We start from the raw sequence: 16472 nt of genomic DNA, 5'->3' as shown, positions 1-16472 counted from the left end.
CAAATGATGTGTGGATACGGAAAGCAAACTAATAGTAAATCAGTGGGGTTAGCGTCATATCGCTTATAAGATCGCTGTAAAACCGATAGAATGGTTCGCCTAAATGCCTGTTTATGCGAGCCAACACAGAGGTTCAGTAATCCACCTCACGTCATGGAATAATATATTCATGCACGGTAAGCCTATAACTATGCAAGACGTTGCCAAAGCCGCGGGCGTCAGCACGTCTACAGTCTCTCGCGTTCTTGATGAGCGCCTTCCGCCTTCCAATAGCCCAGCCGCTCAACGGGTTAAAAAAACGGCGGAAGAACTCGGCTATAAGCGTGACATTCTTGCCTCCAGCTTGAGGCGAGGTGGTACAGGCACTATCGGTGTACTGGTGCCCCGACTGAGCGATACCGTCATGGCTCTTATCTACGAAGCGATCTCTAAAGTTGCTCAAGAACGTCACTATTTCGCTATCGTAGCAACCAGTGGTGACGATCCTGAAAGCGAGCGTCAAGCGGTTGAATTGCTTCTCAATCGACGTGTGGACGGCCTAATTTTGGCTACCAGCCGACTTGATGACCAATTACCATCTCAACTGCGTGACCGGGGAGTTCCGCACTCATTGGTGCTTCGTACCGATGGTAAAAGTCCTTCTGCCTTGGGTGACGATATTCAAGGTGGATACCTTGCTACTCGGCACCTCATCGACCTGGGGCACCGTGACATTGGCCTTGTTGCAGGCCCTAGCTTTACCTCTAGCGCTCGCGACCGACAAAAAGGCTTTCGCAAAGCCATGAGCGAATCAGGGATTCCTGTGCGTGAGCCATGGATTATCGAGTCAGGCTATGGAATCGAAGCTGGCGAGGAAGCAGGGCTGGCTCTGCTCTCACAGAATGAGAAACCAACAGCCATTTTTGCAGTCAACGATAACCTCGCTATTGGCGTGATGGCTGCTGCACATAGACTTGGCATTGAGGTGGGCAAAACGCTTTCATTAGTCGGATATAACGATATCCCTCTTGCCAGTCGTCTACCTGTGCCGCTCACGTCTGTATACATACCTTTTGACTATATTGCACAACAGGCTGTCGACTTACTGCTAAGCGATAAACACTCTGGCTCGCCGATCAATAGAGTGGCTATGCCTAGTTTGATCCCAAGATCATCATCAGTCCGACATATATAAAAAATCATGAGTACGCAGTATTAAGCTATTACTCTGAGAGCCCTCCTAATGCTAATCTAAATTATGGCAGAGGGCTATTCACTAGATACTCATTAGCAAATAGTATACGCCCTACATTTATAAAAATATTTACTTTTTCATTAACTGCTTATCATCAGAGAAGAACTTGATAGAATCCAGCGCTACTCAGCATCCTAACCTTACACTTAAGTAAGTTATTTTACGCACCTAGTTTAATCAAACGAGCTTTCCTACCATAACGTGTATTGCCCTGCATTCCATCACTGGCCTAGACGCCGTGAACATAGACACCAGCCTCGTATTCATTGATGTGAACATCATCACCGTCAGCCTCACCATTGGCTTAGCCATCACAGTGATGGCCTCCATAGGAGCGCTACTAGACCACAAACTCGGTAAATATGTTGGGCCATTGGGCAAAACTCATTGGCGGCGTAGTGTTGATTGGGATGGCACTCAGTTTTAGTAATGCTGCCGTTTCTTGAGCTGTAGCCAAAGTTGCAATAGGCATTGCAACGACAGTTTTGCTTGGCGTGAATCAGCCCCACTGTTTCAGAGTATTTATAGATTCCCTTGGTCAGAAAGTTTTTCCCTACTATGGATGGAGACTAGCAGGTATCCATCCGCTCGAACTGGAATTTGGTTTTGCACCAGACCGCAGGACTATTGGCACTGTAGCGGCAAATTCCCAGGGTAGCTGTGCGTGGCTCGGATCGCTGACGCAAAGGAACGGAGAACGACAATCCTGGTGAGCTTTCGGCCAGCAGCCGCCGTCAAAATGGCGCTCACCGAAACGACACAAAGCTGTTCAAAGTCGTTCGATCAACATATCGATAAAGGCGCGTACAGCGGGGTTGGTGCTACGACTCTGTGGCCATAGCGCAATGATATTATGCCGCTCTACATCGAAGTCGGGCAGGATTGGTACCAGTTCCTCTCGCCTAACCCGCTGGGCAGCCATGAAACTTGCAACCATCCCGATACCTGCACCCGTGGCCATAGCAGCTATGACGGCTTCGCTTGAATCAACGATAACAGGGGAAGATGGCACTATTTCGATCTCCTTCTCGCCGATCCGGAACGGCCAGCGAAACATTTGCCCCGTACTTTGGTAGCGCAAATTGATCGTTTCGTGCCCCACCAGTTCATCTGGATGCTCGGGAGCACCATACCTAGCCAGGTAGTCTGGCGAAGCGTAGCAAGAGAGCCTGTAAGGCGAGAGTCGCCTGGACAACAGTGACGAATCCGCAAGGTCACCGATCCGCACTGCAAGATCAATGCTCTCTTCAACCATACCGACGATGTGGTCGCTCAGCCGCAGGTCGATCGTTACCTTCGGGTAGCGCGTTCGAAAATCCGTAATAGCAGGAGCAATCAGATGCAGACCCAATGGGAGTGATGCCGCAATTCGTAACGTGCCTGCGGGCTCGGAACGAGCAGACTTCACTACCTGCTCTATCTCTTCTGCCTGGCGCAACAGCTCTAGCACACGTCCATGCAAGTCGCGGCCCTCGGCCGTGAAAGACAGCGAGCGTGTCGTACGAGTGAAAAGAGAGACGCCGAAGTGACGCTCCAACCGCTGGATGCTTTTGCTTATCGCAGAGGGCGAAACAGACAGCGAGCGCGCCGCAGCGGTGTAGCTGCCTAAGGAGCCGGCGCGTGCAAATGCGATAAGCCCCGTGAGGCGTTCCAATCCGATTTGTTCCTTCATGGAATTATTAAAACGAATCTACGCACCATTATCAATGACAAGGAACTTCCTTACTATTTGCCATGTGACTATTCTTGAGTGAGGTTGTGATGAACGACATGATGAAAGCAGTGCAGCTGCATAGTTTCGGTGGCCCAGAGGTCTTGCTTTACGAAGATACGCCCCGACCCGAAGTACAAACCGGTGAAGTGCTTATCCAAGTTAATGCGGCAAGTCTTAACCCACCAGACCTTTACCTGCGCGACGGCTATCGGGCGCTACCTCCAGAATGGCAGCCTAGCCCACATTTCCCGTTGATATTGGGCACTGATGTGTCAGGGGTCGTTGCTGCCATTGGCGACGAGGTTTCCAAAGTCAGCGTAGGTGACCACGTCTTTGCAATGGTGCGTTTTCCCGAAGACCTGATGACGGGCAGCAGCACCTATGCCGAATATGTCAGCGTTCCTGAAAGCCACCTAGCGTTGAAGCCAAAGGGCATTTCTCATGTCGAGGCAGCAGGTGCCCCAATGTCACTGCTTACTGTCTGGCAGTTTCTGGTTGATCCTGGTAATGACCTACCCAATCCATTCCAGGCATTTCGGCATGTGCCTGTACCGCTCGAAGGCAAGACCGTCTTGATCAATGGAGCTGGCGGTGGCGTGGGGCATCTAGCGGTTCAAGTCGCCAAATGGAAAGGGGCGCGTGTAATCGCGGTTGCTTCAGGTAAGCATGAAGAGCTTCTTCGCGAGCTGGGTGCTGATGACTTCATTGATTACACCAAGGCAGCCGCCGAAACGATCGCACATGATGTGGATCTGGTGCTTGACGCTGTGGGTGGCCCGAACATGGAGCGCTTCCTCAGCATTATTAAACCAGGCGGTTCGCTCTTTCTGGTCAACCCCTTGGGCTTTTCTGCCAGGGATGAAGCCGACAGGCTAGGGGTTACGGTTTCCTCACTACAGGTGCACTCAAACGGAATGCTGCTGGCGCAGGCCAGTCGCTTGCTCGACGACCGTACCATTCGGATCGTGATCGACAGTACCTATTCGTTGGCAGAAGCATCGGCTGCGCATCAGAGAGCTATGCAAGGCGGCGTTCAAGGTAAGGTCGTGCTTGTCGTTAAACAGTAACCGGCCAAGCGTTGTTTCTGAGCGCGAACCACTTCTGTCAGAAAATCCATCAAGGCATGAATCCTCACTACGCCTCGTAGATCCGGGTGCATCAGAAACCACAAACCGTATTCCAGCTCCGGGATGGGATCAGTGAGCTGGATAATGTCCGGATCTTCGTCCGCCAAATAACAGGGCAGAACACCCAGCCCCATACCGGAGCTAACAGCGCTGAGTATATTGACCAGAGTATCGACACGGTAGACACAGGCCGCTTTCAGCGCGTTGTTGTCCTTCCACTGATCCAGTGCTGAGTCCTGCAATCGCGGACCAGCACAAATCCAGGGCTGGCTAGCAAGGGCCTTGATGGAAGCTCCTGGTGACAGATTGAGGCTTCGATGTCCGTAGACCGCCTGCCCTATGGCCGTCAGCGGTCGCCCAATCAGATTTTCAGGAGGAGCATTGGACGGGCGGATGGCGACGTCAGCTTCTCTGCGTGTCAGATTGAATAGCTGGTTGGATACGGCGACGTCCAACACGATGCCTGGATATTTATGCTGAAACTGCGTGAACAGAGGAGAGAGCAGCCCCATCAACAAAGAGTCCGTTGTGGTGAGCCAGATTTCCCCTCTCGGCTCCAAGTCGCGCCCAGCGACTTTACGTTCGGCGGCCAAGGCTACTTCATCCATGATTCTAGCGGTTTCAGCGAGCTCTTCTCCAGCAAGCGTTGGCCGGTAACCGGTTCGGCTTCTTTCAAAAAGAGCAACACCAAGGCGCTGTTCGATATCACCCAGCCGTCGGAAAATCGTAGCGTGACTGACGCCCAAGACGCGTGAGGCACCCGACAGCGAACCTGCAGTTGCGATTGCCAGGACGACCTCAAAGTCGTTCCACGCTAGGTGACTCCTGGTTTTCTGTGTCATGGCAGAAGGTTGCCTGAGATTTTTACCTGTTCGTTTTTGCAAAGTTAATTCTCACTTTCATGGAATACCTTGCAGCTTAGAACAAGATTAGCATGCACCTGAACCCATGAGATAACCCAATCGCCCCGGGAACAGGGACGATATGATGGAGGTCAGGCGCATGATGAACACAACAAAAGTGCAGAACTTTCACCACCACGGCTCGTTAGCCCGCTGCGATAACGATGCCGTGCCAGAAGGAAGTGCCGGCAATTTGCTCAAGGGAAGCATCCCTTCCAGATACCGCGATGGGCGGGGAGGCGTTGATCTTGAGCGTGTGCGGCTGGATCAGCAAGAAGCTCGACGACAGGTAATCCAGGCGATGGTACGACGTATCGAAAAGCTATGGCGTCTGCGTTGAGACAACGCATTAGCAAACAAGCTGCCAACACGCGTAACTTTCCAATGGATTCGAATCCGCAAAGCGGCGGAAAACCGAGCGCTGTGCAGTTGATTGTCAAACCTCACTACGTACTATATCCTGTACATTAACAACATCCTGTACGGGAGCAACCTTATGGATGCTATCAGCTACACAGCCGCTAGAACCAATCTAGCAAAAACCATGGAGCAGGTCTGTGAAGACCATTCACCTATGATCATCACCCGAAGCAAGGCGCAATCCGTGGTAATGATCTCTCTCGAAGACTATGAGGCGCTGCAAGAGACAGCCTATCTTCTGCGCGCACCTAAGAACGCCCGCCGTTTGCTGGAATCCGTTGCCGAATTGGAACAAGGTGGTGGTCAGGAGAAGGAACTTCTTGAATGAAACTAATCTTCTCCGAGAGCGCCTGGGAAGACTATCTGTACTGGCAGAAAACCGACAAGAAGATTCTTAACCGAATTAACAAGTTAATCAAAGAGACCAAACGAGAGCCATTTGAAGGGGTCGGCAAACCAGAGCCTCTCAAACACAGTCTCGCCGGTTATTGGTCTCGGCGAATCAACGAAGAACACCGAATGGTTTACAAAGTCACGGATGACGCTTTGCTAATTGCCCAACTCCGATATCACTACTGATTTAACGCAGCATTAAGGTGTAAGCAACGCTGCCACCTAACCTAAAACATTGTGCCGTAAAAACGACACCCAGCCTTGAGCTGAAAATGCCAAGCGTTGCGATTCACTCTTAAACGCTTTGTTATGACGCTGAGCTTTGAGTCAGTTAATTTAATCGTGTGCCATAACGTTTTGTTAAGGGGTGGGCTTTAGCCCGTCCCAGCGAGCACAGCGAACGGTTTGAACCACTTGTTGGATGGTGCCAATATGGCCTCACTATTTATTAGGGAAGTATTCAAGTATCTCATCTTCCGCATCATCAAATAGACCAGTTGAACGCCAGCCTAGGTGTCGATAAAAGCCATATGAACGAGCTTTCGCATCGGATGAACACCCGAGGAAAAGTCGTTCAAACCCGAAAGAGTTGAAAGACTCAATCATTTTATTCAATAGTGCTTTGCCAACACCTTTACTTTCATATTCTGGCAATAGTGCCAAAACAACAATTTCTCCGGTTTCGCTATCACCGAAGCAATAGCCAATAATCTTTCCTTCACTAACACCAACGTAACCAGGTAAGGAGCCATCGCTAATTCCTGCTTTCCAGCTCTCTAAAGTAATACCGAGTTCTTCCAATTGTTCGACAGAGAAAGCGTTTTCTCTCGTCTTTCCTCTCAAGGCAATGCATTCGGCCGCATCGTCAGGTGTTGCCATCCTGTATGCAACTTTCATTAGGAGCTCCATTTTAGTGCTTGGTTGTAGATCTAACGCCGTTCAGCACGCGCGGCTACGAAATGAAGGCGTCGCCGTGACTGACCTGGTTAGGAGTTCTTTAGCCAGCCTTGATCCACTGCGTACTCAACCTTTGAAATAAACCAGTCGTATATTTCTGGGTTTTCCTGCTCTATGAACCCATGCATTTTCAGCACTTGGCTCTTCCGTATGCCATGGTCTCTCCAGGCACGACCCTCGCTCGTTACATTGTGCAGAAAGGGTAATAGACGGTCGATGACTTTCAGAAGCCTTGCTTCCTTAGTTTCCCCAGTCTCTTGCTCTTCCCAGAGCTCTGGAAGAGCTCCGATTGGGTTACCGGGATGAGAAGCCAGTTTCTCGATATATTTACGCTCTTCAATGTGGGCATCATTGCGGTTTGCGCTATAGAGAAATGTATCTCCTGCACCAATCTCACCAAGATCATGCACCAGGGCCAGTTTGAGTAATTTTAAGAGGTCAAAGTCTTCCTGTGACTGCTCCGCAAAAGCCCAGCAAGCCATCGCTAGGTGCCACGAATGTTCTGCTGAGTTCTCAACTCGCTCTCCACCGTTGATGTAGGTTTTGCGGTTTACCGATTTTAACGCATCAAACTGAAGTAAAAATTCCGATATCTGAGTGACTTTTTTGGTCACGTACTCCTCCTAACTCCGAGCACAGCGGCGACCTTGGAATGGTGACGAAGGAGCCATGTAAAGGGTATCCGGCGGTCGCAGGCCGCGTACTGATGCGAATTGTTATGGCGAACCTGCACTTAATGATTAGCGAAAAGAACTAAAAGCAAGCCAATTGCGCCTGGCAATGCCTGCACAAATAGAATTTTCCGGTTTGCTGTTGCTGCACCGTAGATTCCGGCCACAACAACGCACGCCAAAAAATATAACTTGAAATCGTATCCTGCCGCACCTTGAAAGATACCAACCAAAAGACCGACTGCAATAAAACCGTTATAAAGACCTTGATTCGATGCCAAAACTTTTGTCGTTGCGGCTTGCTCTTTGGAATGACCAAAGACTTTAAGGCCCATCGGCTTATCCCAAAGAAACATCTCCAATATCAAGAAATATCCGTGGAGCAAAGCTACCAATAACACTACCAAATCAGTAATCATTGCCATGTGCACTTACCTACTTTTGAGACATAATTGAGCTTATGTAGCCATCAAAATTAACTCTACCCCATTGATTCTTCAGGTGGCAAAGAAAATTTCGGCAGTACACCCAAGATTCGGGTGCTTGCGCGTTTTGGTTAACTCGACAACGCTGTATATAAGCACACATTTTGTAGGGAGCGGCCCCTATGAAACTGATGGAGCGGGTGAAGGCTACCCTCAGAGTCAAACGCTATACGGATTCAATATCTCGACCTGCCCCACTGATCACCATTGTCCATATCGGGGGAAGCTACTCAGGAACGATCAGAATGTAGCTTCCCACCTTTGGCCCAATGCTCATCATCAAAATTTTGAAGGAAGATTGTTACTGCCTCAGGGCTGGTTCCATATGCTTCTGAAAATGCTTCGGTTATACGCTTAACTAAGAGCTCACGTTGCTCTTTAGTCCTGCCTGGAGACTGCTGAACGGTTACGATTGGCATATAGATCTCCTAATAAAATCAAAGATATATATAGGTTTAAATGAGGCACCCTGAGCAACCTTATTCAACCTGACGGCTCTTCCATTGAAGTTCTATCAACTATATCTTGACTCTACTCCACTCTTTCACAACCAAGCAAAGCCTAATTCGGCAGTATCAACCTTCCCCTTGCATTTCCCCCCCGCCTCCTGCACTCCACCAACAAAAAGCTTGACGGGGTGCCAGTGATATCAGGCTGGGATCGCGCAAGGTGAGCATTTTGCTGCCAAGCGCTGATCCCGCTAAACCTGATCCGGCTAATGCACTGCCTGTGCAAGCACCGGAGTAGGGGGTTAAATATCACAGTCAACGCATTCTTATATCTTGTCTGTTACGCCTCAAGGTGATGCCCTTCCAGGCTTCGACAAAGCGCTGCCAACCTGTCGACCGCCTGCATCAACACCTCATCCGGCACTGTCAGCGCCAGTCGAATTAGAGATGTAGCACTCTCGCCAAAGGAAGCGCCCGGCATCACCGCCACACCCTGCTCTTCGAGAAGGCGCCAAGCGAAGGCCTCGCCGTCCATACCTGTTTTGGAGATATCGATCATCAGGAACATGCCGCCCTGGGGCAGGCTTGAAGACAGCATGGGGATTTGGCTGATAGCTTTGTGCAGTAGTTTGGCGCGACGTCCCAGCGCTTCGCGCAGACGCTCGGCGGTATCGAAATTCTGGCGCAGGGCTACCTCGGTCATGTCAGCGATAAATGGCTGGTTGCCAAACAACATGGTTTCAGAGATGGGCAGCAAGCGGCGCGAGAACTCCACCGGCCCAATTGACCAACCACTACGGAAACCAGTTGCCGCATGGCTCTTGGAGATCGATGACACCACCACGGTTCGCTCTCTTAGGCTGTCGATTTCCAGTGGTGAGACAAAATCACCGTCGAAAATCAACGCTTCATAAACCTCATCACAGAGAATCCACAAATCGTGCTTGATACACAGCTCGCCCAGCTGCACCAAGGTCTTACGATCCAACACCGCGCCGGTAGGATTGTGCGGAGTATTGAGCATTAGCACCCGACTTTCCGGAGTAATAGCGTCGGCCAGATCATCGGGCTGCATGATAAAACTATTCGCCATACGCAGAGGTACCGGTTGTAAATGCGCACCTGCCGCGCGAATAACCCCTTCATAGGTGGCATAGTACGGGTCGCCACTCAACACACCATCGCCTTCACCGACCAGTGCCAGAATGACAGCGAACAATGCAGTTTGGGTGCCGGGAAAACACAGCACGTTCTCTTCGCTGATAGAAGGAAGGCGTGGTGCATAGGTGTCGATAAGCGCATCGACCAATCCCGGTTCACCACGCCCGTTAGAATAGCGCGTTCGCCCCGCCCGCAAAGCATTGATGCAGTGTTCGACAAGAGCCGGATCTGTGGTGATATCCGGCTCACCGATGCTCAGCTCAATGACCTCTTTGCCTTTGGCTTGATGCGCTCTGGCGGCATTGTGCACCGCCCATTTGTCACCGCCAAGTTCATAAAGACGGTCGGTAATCGCTGCGTAGCGCATGAATAAATCCCTATTGTGTTGCGGGTTGAGAAGACGATTTGTCGACAGCGACATACTGCATCAGTGTGTTATTGGGCAGCGCTAGAATGCCTTCGGCGGCGCTCAACGCGATCTTAGGTAGCAACGCTGTGTCATATAGGCCGTGACCCAGCCCCCCTTCAAGCCACAGGCCATCAATCAGCGCATTCAGCGCAATAGCGTAGTGTTTACAGGTAACGGGGTCTGCCGGACGCTCCAGCGCTAAAAGTACCGGATGGATCAATGTTTCCAGCAAAGCCAGGAATTCTCGATAGCTTTCGCGGTGGATATCGGAATATTCCGGCTCGGTTCGCACGCGACCAATGAAGGTTGCCCACAGTGCGACCTTTCGAGACGACAGGTTCGGCGAGGTTACGTTAGCGACGATAAAGCGTGCCAAGCGCCGCTCTGGCACTTCGCCCGCTTGCTCAGAAGATTCCTCGGCTTCACCCGTCAGTTGGCCAATCAGGTAGGCATAAGCAGCACTCACCATGGCATCTTTAGAGCCGAAGTAATGCCTAATCAGCCCAGCCGTTACCCCTGCACGTTCGGCCACACGACGCGCGCTGGCACCATTCATTCCGTGCTCAGCAATACAGTGCAGCGTGGCTTCGAGTAAGCTGCGCCGCCGTGCATCCATAGACCAGCGCTGAAATGATTTCCTACTCATAATTCCCTTCGTTTCCGCTAAGAAACATCCGCCTAGGCATTTAATGCCACGTAAATTACTTCACAGGATCTACTTCGCATTGTTTCCAGCACATAAGTTAAGCAACTGAATAACCTTGTGAGATCAATACAAAACCTGCCTCAACAGTCGATCACCAACAGCAACCGACTCACCTTTCGTTGAACATTGATGCTTTGAATCTGACCGTACTTGGCTTACAGTTATACTGTCGTATAACAAGGAACTAATTGCAAGCGCCTGCTAAATGATGAAGATGTTTCCCCTCCGGGAGGCAGATGGGCGCCCCCAGAGACGAGACAATCAATGGCAAACGTACCTGCAATAGAGATCCGTGATCTTCACAAACAATTTGGCTCTCTCAAGGTCCTCAAGGGTATCTCCCTGACCGCACGCCAAGGCGATATCGTCGCCATCATTGGTGGATCAGGCTCGGGAAAGTCCACACTACTTCGCTGCATTAATCTGCTGGAGCGCCCGACCTCGGGCGAGATAGCTATCCAGGGTGAACCCTATCGCATGAAGGACGCCCGCCATGGCGGTCTTGAAATCGCAGACCGTCGCCAGGTTCAGCGTATTCGCGCTCACCTCGGCATGGTTTTCCAGAACTTCAACCTGTGGCCACACCGTACGGTTCTGGAAAACGTGATCGAGGTGCCTATTCATGTGTTGGGCATGAAGCGCGACGAGGCCATTCATCGCGCTGAGGAACTACTCAACCGAGTGGGACTTGGCAGCAAGAAAGACATATATCCGGCCGTCATGTCCGGCGGGCAACAGCAGCGCGCAGCGATTGCTCGCGTGTTGGCCGTCGACCCGCTGGCCATGCTGTTCGATGAGCCCACATCAGCACTCGACCCGGAGCTGGTCGGCGAAGTGCTAACCGTGATTCGTGACCTAGCAGCCGAGCATCGCACCATGCTGCTGGTGACTCACGAGATGGCGTTTGCGCGTGATGTGGCCACACATGTGGTGTTCCTGCGAGAGGGCATAATCGAAGAACAGGGCCCTCCTGATCAGATTTTTGGTGACCCTCGCTCACCGCATTTGAAGCAGTTCATCAGTTCGGTGGCCTGACCGCCACCGATATCCCACCACTCCTGCAAACAATCTGGAAGACAACCCCGAAAACAACAGAGGTAATCCCATGTTCAAGACATTCACTGCTACCGCCGGCCTTATCGGCCTGAGCATTTTCGCTGCCCCTGTGTTGGCAGATAGCTACAAGATCGGGCTATCCGCAGAGCCTTATCCTCCCTTTTATGCACAGATGCCAGCGGCAACTGGTCGGGCTGGGAAATCGATTTCATCGAGGAGCTGTGTGACCGCCTGGATGCCAAGTGCGAGATCAAGCCAGTGGCCTGGGAAGGCATCATTCCGGCCCTGAAAACCGGCAAGATTGACATGATCATCGGTTCAATGTCGATCACCCCTGAACGTGCCGAACAAATCGCCTTCTCGAATAAGTATTACTCCAGCCCCACCGGCATCCTGGCGCGCAAGTCCACTGACATAGAGCCTACTCCCGAAGGCCTGGAAGGCGCCTACCTGGGCATTCAGTCGGGCACCAACCAAGAGCAGTATGCACGCAAGCATTTCGCGGATAGCGCCACCCTTAATGTCTATCAAACCCTCAACGAAGAGCTACAGGATCTGGTCGCTGGCCGTCTTGATGCCATCGTCGCCGACACCCTGGCGGTACAGACCTTTATCAACTCTGAGACCGGCCAATCCTGCTGCGAATACCGCGGCGAGGTGGCCAGCGACCCTGAACTCATGAGCGAAGGCATGGGAGTAGGCCTGCGCCAGAGTGATACCGAACTTCGAGAACGGGTCAATTCAGCCATCGACGCGATGCGCGCCGACAGCACCTATGAAGAAATTAGCGCCCCTTACTTCGACTTTGATATCTACGGCAGCTAATCCCCACCAGCAAAGGCCGCCCACCCAGGCGGCCTTTGCTTTCCAATTTTACAAGGACAAGCCACTATGACGACTGTCTTCGATTTAAGCTTGTTGGCCTATGAGCCTCCCGGCTGGGGCAAGGTGCTGCTCGTCGGGTTCATGCGCTCGATTCAGCTGGCGGCGGGTGGCTATTTGCTGGGTATCCTGATCGGCATCGCAGGTGCCGCTGGCAAACTGTACGGCAACAAGGTCGTTCGCGACCTGTTTGAAATCTACACTGTGGTCATTCGTGCCGTGCCCGAATTGGTGCTGATGCTGCTGTTCTACTATGTTGGCACCGATCTTTTAAGCCGTGCTTCAACCGCCATGGGTTTGGCAGCGTCGATATCGACGGCCTGACCGCCGGGATTCTGGTAATAGGCCTGGTACAGGGCGGCTATGCGACCGAAGTCTTTCGCGGGGCTATTCTCGCCGTCCCCCGCGGACAGACCGAGGCGGCCCACGCCTTTGGCATGTCGCCCGCCCAGGTGCTGCGTCGGGTCACGCTGCCAGCAATGACGCCACATGCTCTGCCCGGCATGGCCAACCTGTGGATGATTGCCACTAAAGACACCGCCCTGCTTGCCGTCATCGGCTTCAGCGAGCTCACACTGGTCACCCGGCAGGCCGCTGGCGCTACGCAGCATTACATTATGTTCTTTCTGGCCGCGGGCGTGCTGTATCTGGCGCTAACGCTGATATCAAACGTGGCCTTGCGCCGCTTCGAACGCTACGCACGGCGTGGTCTTGTCTCTACACGCTGAACTCAAGGAATGCCTGTGTCTGACCCTCAAACTCTGGCGTCGCTTACCCGACCGTCGCGAACGCCCATGTTAACCAAACTGCCGGGCCTACTTGAGCCTCACCGTATTATCCTGCTTTTGATATTCATCGTCGGTCTGGTGGCCGCGATTCAACTGATGGACTGGAGCTGGCTACCCCGCTACTTGCCCAAGCTCTGGGAAGGCCTGCAGATGACTTTGATCATGCTGGTATCCAGCGTGGTGGTGGGCTTTCTGATTGCTTTGCCTTTAGGGCTTGCGCAAGTCAAAGGAGCGTGGCCGCTGCGATGGCTAGCCACCGGCTTCTGCACCGTCATCCGTGGCACGCCACTGCTACTGCAGCTATGGCTGTTCTATTTCGGGCTAGGAGCGCTGTTCGGCCAGTTCCCGGAAATTCGCGACTCCTGGGCCTGGGACTACCTGCGCCAGGCCTGGCCCTATGGTTTCATTGCCCTCACGGTGTCATTTGCCGCCTATCAGGGTGAGGTTATGCGCGGTGCCTTTGCCGGTGTACCGCATGGCGAGCTGGAAGCCGCCAAGGCTTTCGGCATGTCGCGTCGCAAGGTTTTTAGCCGTGTCTGGTTTCCGCGTGCTGTTCATCGTGCTCTACCAACGCTGACGGGCGAGATCATCCTGCAACTGAAATCCACACCGCTGGTTGCCACCATCACCGTGATGGACTTGTATGCCGTCATCACCCAGGTACGCCAGACCACTTACCTGACTTACGAACCGTTACTCTTCCTGGTCGCCGTCTACCTCTGCCTGAGCGGCGTCTTGATCGTTGGGCTGCGCTGGCTGGAAAACCGCGTACCACAACACTAATGGTCACGGGCCTGTGCGAGCATCACGTTTATTAACGCTAATTCAGGACGTGGCACAACCAAAAAGGGGCCGTCCAGTGGCCCCCTTTTGCTTGTGTAGATATTCGTATAGTTCTGATACTGGCTTGCTTGCCGTGCTGGCAACCGCGCCAATTTAGTCTTTGTAGCTTGGATCCAGCGCCTCAAGCGTGCGCAGGTGCGCGGCCCATTCGAGTTCAAGATCGCCGTCTTCATGAATAGTCTGGTCGTATTGGCGCGCCACGTGCCGCGCCACCTCTTCTGGCACCAGCCGTAAGGGCTGGCCAGTAGACTGCGCCGCCACCTGTAGCTCACAGGCACGCTCAAGATAAAACATATTGTTGAACATCTCTGCAGCCGACGCACCGGTCGTCAGCAGGCCATGGTTACGCAACACCAGCGCCGGGTTGTCGCCAAGGCTTGCCACTATTCGCTCACGCTCAGCCAGATCCAGGGCAATGCCTTCATAATCGTGGTAAGACACCCGTTCGTGAAACTGCAGCGCAATCTGGTTAAGCCGTGTTTCAAGGCCCGACTCCAGCGACGACACCGCCACGCCAGCGCGCTGTGGGTATGCATCACCCAGGCCGCATGGTGGCTAGCAGTATGAATCGCGGAATGGATGGTGAAACCAGCCGGATTCACTTGTTCTGGGCTGTTATCAATCTTATGGCCATCAACGTCAATCTTCACCAGCGAAGAAGCCGTAATCTCCTCCCAACGCCAACCGTAAGGGTTGATCAGGAAACGTCCCTTCTCACCAGGCACCCGCGCGGTAATATGAGTGTAGATCAGATCCGTCATGCGATAGTAGGCGGCCAGACGATAGCAGGCTGCCAGCGCGATGCGGGTTTCTTGTTCGGCGTTGCTCGTCGTGGTGCGTTGAGACTTATCGAGACTCATCAGGTGTTCCTTTGCAGCAAAGTGATTGTCATGCAACGTGTTTAGCGTTTACGTCAGTAACCGCGCGCCCGATCAACGCCCATGGCAAGCGGCTGCCCATCGCGAAGGGCGCGGGCGGTGTCGACAACCTGCCCTGCGACCACCTCTGGCAACGAATCACTAGCAATGTGTGGCGTGATGCGTAGGCACTCATGCTGCCAGAAGGGATGATCCGCAGGCAGCGGCTCTGCACGGAACACATCCAGGCTCGCCCCACCCAAATGGCCGTGTTCGAGCGCTAGGAGAAGATCGTCCTCGACCAAGTGCTCACCCCGACCGATCTGCACCAACCAAGCGTCTTTGGCGAGCTTCGCGAACAGCGCCTTGTTAAGCACGTTTTCAGTGGTAGCCGTCAGTGGCAGCACATTGATCAGATAATCGGCGCCATCCGCTGCCGCCATGACAGCCCCGTCACCTGTCAGATAGGTCACGCCTTCAACCGGGGCTTGTGGCTCGCTGCGGCAGGCTACGTGTACAGAAAAGCCAAGCGCGGCCACCGCTTTCACCACGGCGCGCCCCATGGTGCCGTGTCCCAGCACCGCCACCTTTCTTGATGCTGGCGCGCGCATCGTCAATGGCGCCCAATGCGCCTTGGCAGCATTTTGCTCCAGGGTGGTGAACTCACGCTCACGATGGAGCACCTCATGCGCGGCAAAACCCGCCATCAAGTCGGCCTGATGTGGATCCCGCACCCGGGCGATATGTACTTCATCGCTCAGGCCAGGATGCGCCAGCAGGGCATCAACACCGGCACCGATAGACATCGCCAGCTCAAGATTAGGATAGCTCTCGAAAGCCTTGTCATTGGGCAACCAGCAGATCGCAAAACGCACATCTTCGGGGTTATCGATCTCATGGGGATGGCGCAGGACGACATCACTCGCTTCATCGCGCAAGGCGTTACCATAAATGGCATCAAGGTCGAGCGAATCACTGAGATAGACGCCTAAAATCGAGTTCGTGTTGGTCATGCAACTTCCTACGGTTCACATTCGAAATAGCAGTGGCTGTAAAACAGCCACTTGTTACTCAACTGTATAATAATTCACGTACCGATGCCATGAAACGCCATTACAGCACCTAAACTCTCATCGCTGTAATGATGCTAATAAATTGTTTCCCGATAACTTTCCATGTCATACACCCTTGCATCTCCCTCACCCGCCTCCTACACTCCACCAACGAACAGCTTGACGGGGTGCCGGTGAAATCCGGCTGAGATGGCGCAGGGCGTAGCAATTAATGCTGCCGAGCGCTGATCCCGCAGAACCTGATCCGGCTAATGCGCTGCTACTTACACAAGTTCGCAGCGAGGGTACCGGCGTAGGGATCAAGCGATGGCCACGGCTGCTCTCTCACGATCGCACGCCGCCCTT

The 16472-nt window shown here is 52.9% G+C and carries 22 protein-coding genes and 1 riboswitch; of the genes, 11 read left to right on the top strand and 11 right to left on the bottom strand.

Going from position 1 to position 16472, the window contains the following annotated elements:
- Window positions 1-190: 190 nt before the first annotated feature.
- Window positions 191-1174, top strand: coding sequence for a LacI family DNA-binding transcriptional regulator (locus FDY98_RS05720; RefSeq protein ID WP_231500705.1), 984 nt, complete (start codon window positions 191-193; stop codon window positions 1172-1174).
- A 298-nt stretch (window positions 1175-1472) separates the two neighbouring features.
- A complete protein-coding gene (locus FDY98_RS05715; protein ID WP_022520608.1) occupies window positions 1473-1661 on the top strand; it encodes a hypothetical protein in 189 nt (62 codons plus the stop codon).
- 342 nt (window positions 1662-2003) lie between these two features.
- Here FDY98_RS05715 and FDY98_RS05710 read toward each other — a convergent pair whose 3' ends face one another.
- Window positions 2004-2888, bottom strand: a complete 885-nt coding sequence (locus tag FDY98_RS05710; RefSeq protein ID WP_022520609.1) for a LysR family transcriptional regulator — start codon at window positions 2886-2888, stop codon at window positions 2004-2006.
- Between the two features lie 107 nt (window positions 2889-2995).
- On the opposite strand from FDY98_RS05710, the gene FDY98_RS05705 reads away from it, so the two are divergent.
- Window positions 2996-4015 (top strand): NADP-dependent oxidoreductase, encoded by a 1020-nt coding sequence (locus FDY98_RS05705; RefSeq protein WP_027959857.1) that lies wholly within the window; start codon window positions 2996-2998, stop codon window positions 4013-4015.
- Here the strand turns inward: FDY98_RS05705 and FDY98_RS05700 are convergent.
- Entirely contained in the window at window positions 3982-4917 is a 936-nt protein-coding gene (locus tag FDY98_RS05700) for a LysR family transcriptional regulator (protein WP_035538578.1), read from the bottom strand. The genes FDY98_RS05705 and FDY98_RS05700 overlap by 34 nt on opposite strands.
- 160 nt (window positions 4918-5077) lie before the next feature.
- Here FDY98_RS05700 and FDY98_RS05695 point away from each other — a divergent pair, with 160 nt between their 5' ends.
- The 3 genes from FDY98_RS05695 to FDY98_RS05685 all read left to right on the top strand — a co-directional run bounded on the left by FDY98_RS05695 (window position 5078) and on the right by FDY98_RS05685 (window position 5976).
- Complete coding sequence (locus tag FDY98_RS05695; protein ID WP_027959859.1) at window positions 5078-5317, top strand: hypothetical protein; 240 nt, start codon at window positions 5078-5080, stop codon at window positions 5315-5317.
- A gap of 156 nt (window positions 5318-5473) precedes the next feature.
- Window positions 5474-5725: a type II toxin-antitoxin system Phd/YefM family antitoxin gene (locus tag FDY98_RS05690; protein WP_022520613.1), complete on the top strand. Its 252-nt coding sequence runs from the start codon at window positions 5474-5476 to the stop codon at window positions 5723-5725.
- A complete protein-coding gene (locus FDY98_RS05685) occupies window positions 5722-5976 on the top strand; it encodes a Txe/YoeB family addiction module toxin (protein ID WP_022520614.1) in 255 nt (84 codons plus the stop codon). The genes FDY98_RS05690 and FDY98_RS05685 overlap by 4 nt, the downstream gene beginning before the upstream one ends.
- Window positions 5977-6231: 255 nt before the next feature.
- Here FDY98_RS05685 and FDY98_RS05680 read toward each other — a convergent pair whose 3' ends face one another.
- The 6 genes from FDY98_RS05680 to FDY98_RS05655 form a co-directional block, all read right to left on the bottom strand.
- Complete coding sequence (locus FDY98_RS05680) at window positions 6232-6687, bottom strand: GNAT family N-acetyltransferase (RefSeq protein WP_027959860.1); 456 nt, start codon at window positions 6685-6687, stop codon at window positions 6232-6234.
- Between the two features lie 89 nt (window positions 6688-6776).
- Window positions 6777-7361 carry an HD domain-containing protein gene (locus tag FDY98_RS05675; RefSeq protein WP_027959861.1) on the bottom strand — a complete coding sequence of 195 codons (585 nt, stop codon included), beginning with the start codon at window positions 7359-7361 and terminating at the stop codon, window positions 6777-6779.
- 119 nt (window positions 7362-7480) lie between these two features.
- Window positions 7481-7843 carry a DUF1304 domain-containing protein gene (locus tag FDY98_RS05670; protein ID WP_027959862.1) on the bottom strand — a complete coding sequence of 121 codons (363 nt, stop codon included), beginning with the start codon at window positions 7841-7843 and terminating at the stop codon, window positions 7481-7483.
- A gap of 290 nt (window positions 7844-8133) precedes the next feature.
- The gene (locus FDY98_RS05665; protein WP_022520619.1) at window positions 8134-8322 is read right to left on the bottom strand and encodes a 2-hydroxymuconate tautomerase; all 189 of its coding nucleotides are present in this window, start codon (window positions 8320-8322) and stop codon (window positions 8134-8136) included.
- Window positions 8323-8692: 370 nt separating this feature from the next.
- Window positions 8693-9880, bottom strand: a complete 1188-nt coding sequence (locus FDY98_RS05660; RefSeq protein ID WP_027959863.1) for a pyridoxal phosphate-dependent aminotransferase — start codon at window positions 9878-9880, stop codon at window positions 8693-8695.
- A gap of 10 nt (window positions 9881-9890) precedes the next feature.
- Window positions 9891-10568 (bottom strand): TetR family transcriptional regulator C-terminal domain-containing protein, encoded by a 678-nt coding sequence (locus FDY98_RS05655; RefSeq protein ID WP_022520621.1) that lies wholly within the window; start codon window positions 10566-10568, stop codon window positions 9891-9893.
- A 324-nt stretch (window positions 10569-10892) separates the two neighbouring features.
- Here FDY98_RS05655 and FDY98_RS05650 point away from each other — a divergent pair, with 324 nt between their 5' ends.
- The 5 genes from FDY98_RS05650 to FDY98_RS05635 all read left to right on the top strand — a co-directional run bounded on the left by FDY98_RS05650 (window position 10893) and on the right by FDY98_RS05635 (window position 14137).
- Window positions 10893-11663 carry an ABC transporter ATP-binding protein gene (locus FDY98_RS05650; protein WP_027959865.1) on the top strand — a complete coding sequence of 257 codons (771 nt, stop codon included), beginning with the start codon at window positions 10893-10895 and terminating at the stop codon, window positions 11661-11663.
- Between the two features lie 159 nt (window positions 11664-11822).
- Complete coding sequence (locus FDY98_RS05645) at window positions 11823-12509, top strand: transporter substrate-binding domain-containing protein (protein ID WP_340146859.1); 687 nt, start codon at window positions 11823-11825, stop codon at window positions 12507-12509.
- Between the two features lie 66 nt (window positions 12510-12575).
- Window positions 12576-12890, top strand: coding sequence for an ABC transporter permease subunit (locus FDY98_RS27185; protein ID WP_340146781.1), 315 nt, complete (start codon window positions 12576-12578; stop codon window positions 12888-12890).
- Window positions 12794-13294: an ABC transporter permease subunit gene (locus FDY98_RS05640; protein WP_340146858.1), complete on the top strand. Its 501-nt coding sequence runs from the start codon at window positions 12794-12796 to the stop codon at window positions 13292-13294. Before FDY98_RS27185 ends, FDY98_RS05640 begins: the two co-directional genes overlap by 97 nt.
- Before the next feature lie 9 nt (window positions 13295-13303).
- Entirely contained in the window at window positions 13304-14137 is an 834-nt protein-coding gene (locus tag FDY98_RS05635; protein ID WP_009287212.1) for an ABC transporter permease, read from the top strand.
- 153 nt (window positions 14138-14290) lie between these two features.
- Here the strand turns inward: FDY98_RS05635 and FDY98_RS27180 are convergent, their stop codons facing one another.
- Genes FDY98_RS27180 through FDY98_RS05625 form a run of 3 tightly spaced genes read right to left on the bottom strand, consistent with a single transcriptional unit; the run spans window position 14291 to window position 16067 of the window.
- Window positions 14291-14656 (bottom strand): class II aldolase/adducin family protein, encoded by a 366-nt coding sequence (locus FDY98_RS27180; RefSeq protein WP_340146857.1) that lies wholly within the window; start codon window positions 14654-14656, stop codon window positions 14291-14293.
- Entirely contained in the window at window positions 14581-15057 is a 477-nt protein-coding gene (locus FDY98_RS27175) for a class II aldolase/adducin family protein (protein ID WP_340146780.1), read from the bottom strand. The genes FDY98_RS27180 and FDY98_RS27175 overlap by 76 nt, the downstream gene beginning before the upstream one ends.
- 53 nt (window positions 15058-15110) lie before the next feature.
- Window positions 15111-16067: an NAD(P)-dependent oxidoreductase gene (locus FDY98_RS05625; RefSeq protein WP_027959869.1), complete on the bottom strand. Its 957-nt coding sequence runs from the start codon at window positions 16065-16067 to the stop codon at window positions 15111-15113.
- 213 nt (window positions 16068-16280) lie between these two features.
- Window positions 16281-16443, top strand: a riboswitch (TPP riboswitch).
- The last annotated feature ends 29 nt before the right edge of the window (window positions 16444-16472 follow it).

Source organism: Halomonas sp. PA16-9 (assembly GCF_009728585.1).
GTDB lineage: Bacteria > Pseudomonadota > Gammaproteobacteria > Pseudomonadales > Halomonadaceae > Vreelandella > Vreelandella titanicae.
This window is presented reverse-complemented; position numbering and strand designations above follow the sequence as displayed.

Coding starts and splice junctions, on each gene's coding strand:
- FDY98_RS05700 (WP_035538578.1), bottom strand. CDS start 4,917: ATGACACAGAAAACCAGGAGTCACCTAGCGTGGAACGACTTTGAGGTC.
- FDY98_RS05680 (WP_027959860.1), bottom strand. CDS start 6,687: ATGAAAGTTGCATACAGGATGGCAACACCTGACGATGCGGCCGAATGC.
- FDY98_RS05690 (WP_022520613.1), top strand. CDS start 5,474: ATGGATGCTATCAGCTACACAGCCGCTAGAACCAATCTAGCAAAAACC.
- FDY98_RS05685 (WP_022520614.1), top strand. CDS start 5,722: ATGAAACTAATCTTCTCCGAGAGCGCCTGGGAAGACTATCTGTACTGG.
- FDY98_RS05705 (WP_027959857.1), top strand. CDS start 2,996: ATGAACGACATGATGAAAGCAGTGCAGCTGCATAGTTTCGGTGGCCCA.
- FDY98_RS05695 (WP_027959859.1), top strand. CDS start 5,078: ATGATGAACACAACAAAAGTGCAGAACTTTCACCACCACGGCTCGTTA.
- FDY98_RS05720 (WP_231500705.1), top strand. CDS start 191: ATGCAAGACGTTGCCAAAGCCGCGGGCGTCAGCACGTCTACAGTCTCT.
- FDY98_RS27175 (WP_340146780.1), bottom strand. CDS start 15,057: ATGAGTCTCGATAAGTCTCAACGCACCACGACGAGCAACGCCGAACAA.
- FDY98_RS27185 (WP_340146781.1), top strand. CDS start 12,576: ATGACGACTGTCTTCGATTTAAGCTTGTTGGCCTATGAGCCTCCCGGC.
- FDY98_RS05665 (WP_022520619.1), bottom strand. CDS start 8,322: ATGCCAATCGTAACCGTTCAGCAGTCTCCAGGCAGGACTAAAGAGCAA.
- FDY98_RS05650 (WP_027959865.1), top strand. CDS start 10,893: ATGGCAAACGTACCTGCAATAGAGATCCGTGATCTTCACAAACAATTT.
- FDY98_RS05660 (WP_027959863.1), bottom strand. CDS start 9,880: ATGCGCTACGCAGCGATTACCGACCGTCTTTATGAACTTGGCGGTGAC.
- FDY98_RS05635 (WP_009287212.1), top strand. CDS start 13,304: ATGCCTGTGTCTGACCCTCAAACTCTGGCGTCGCTTACCCGACCGTCG.
- FDY98_RS05625 (WP_027959869.1), bottom strand. CDS start 16,067: ATGACCAACACGAACTCGATTTTAGGCGTCTATCTCAGTGATTCGCTC.
- FDY98_RS05655 (WP_022520621.1), bottom strand. CDS start 10,568: ATGAGTAGGAAATCATTTCAGCGCTGGTCTATGGATGCACGGCGGCGC.
- FDY98_RS05670 (WP_027959862.1), bottom strand. CDS start 7,843: ATGGCAATGATTACTGATTTGGTAGTGTTATTGGTAGCTTTGCTCCAC.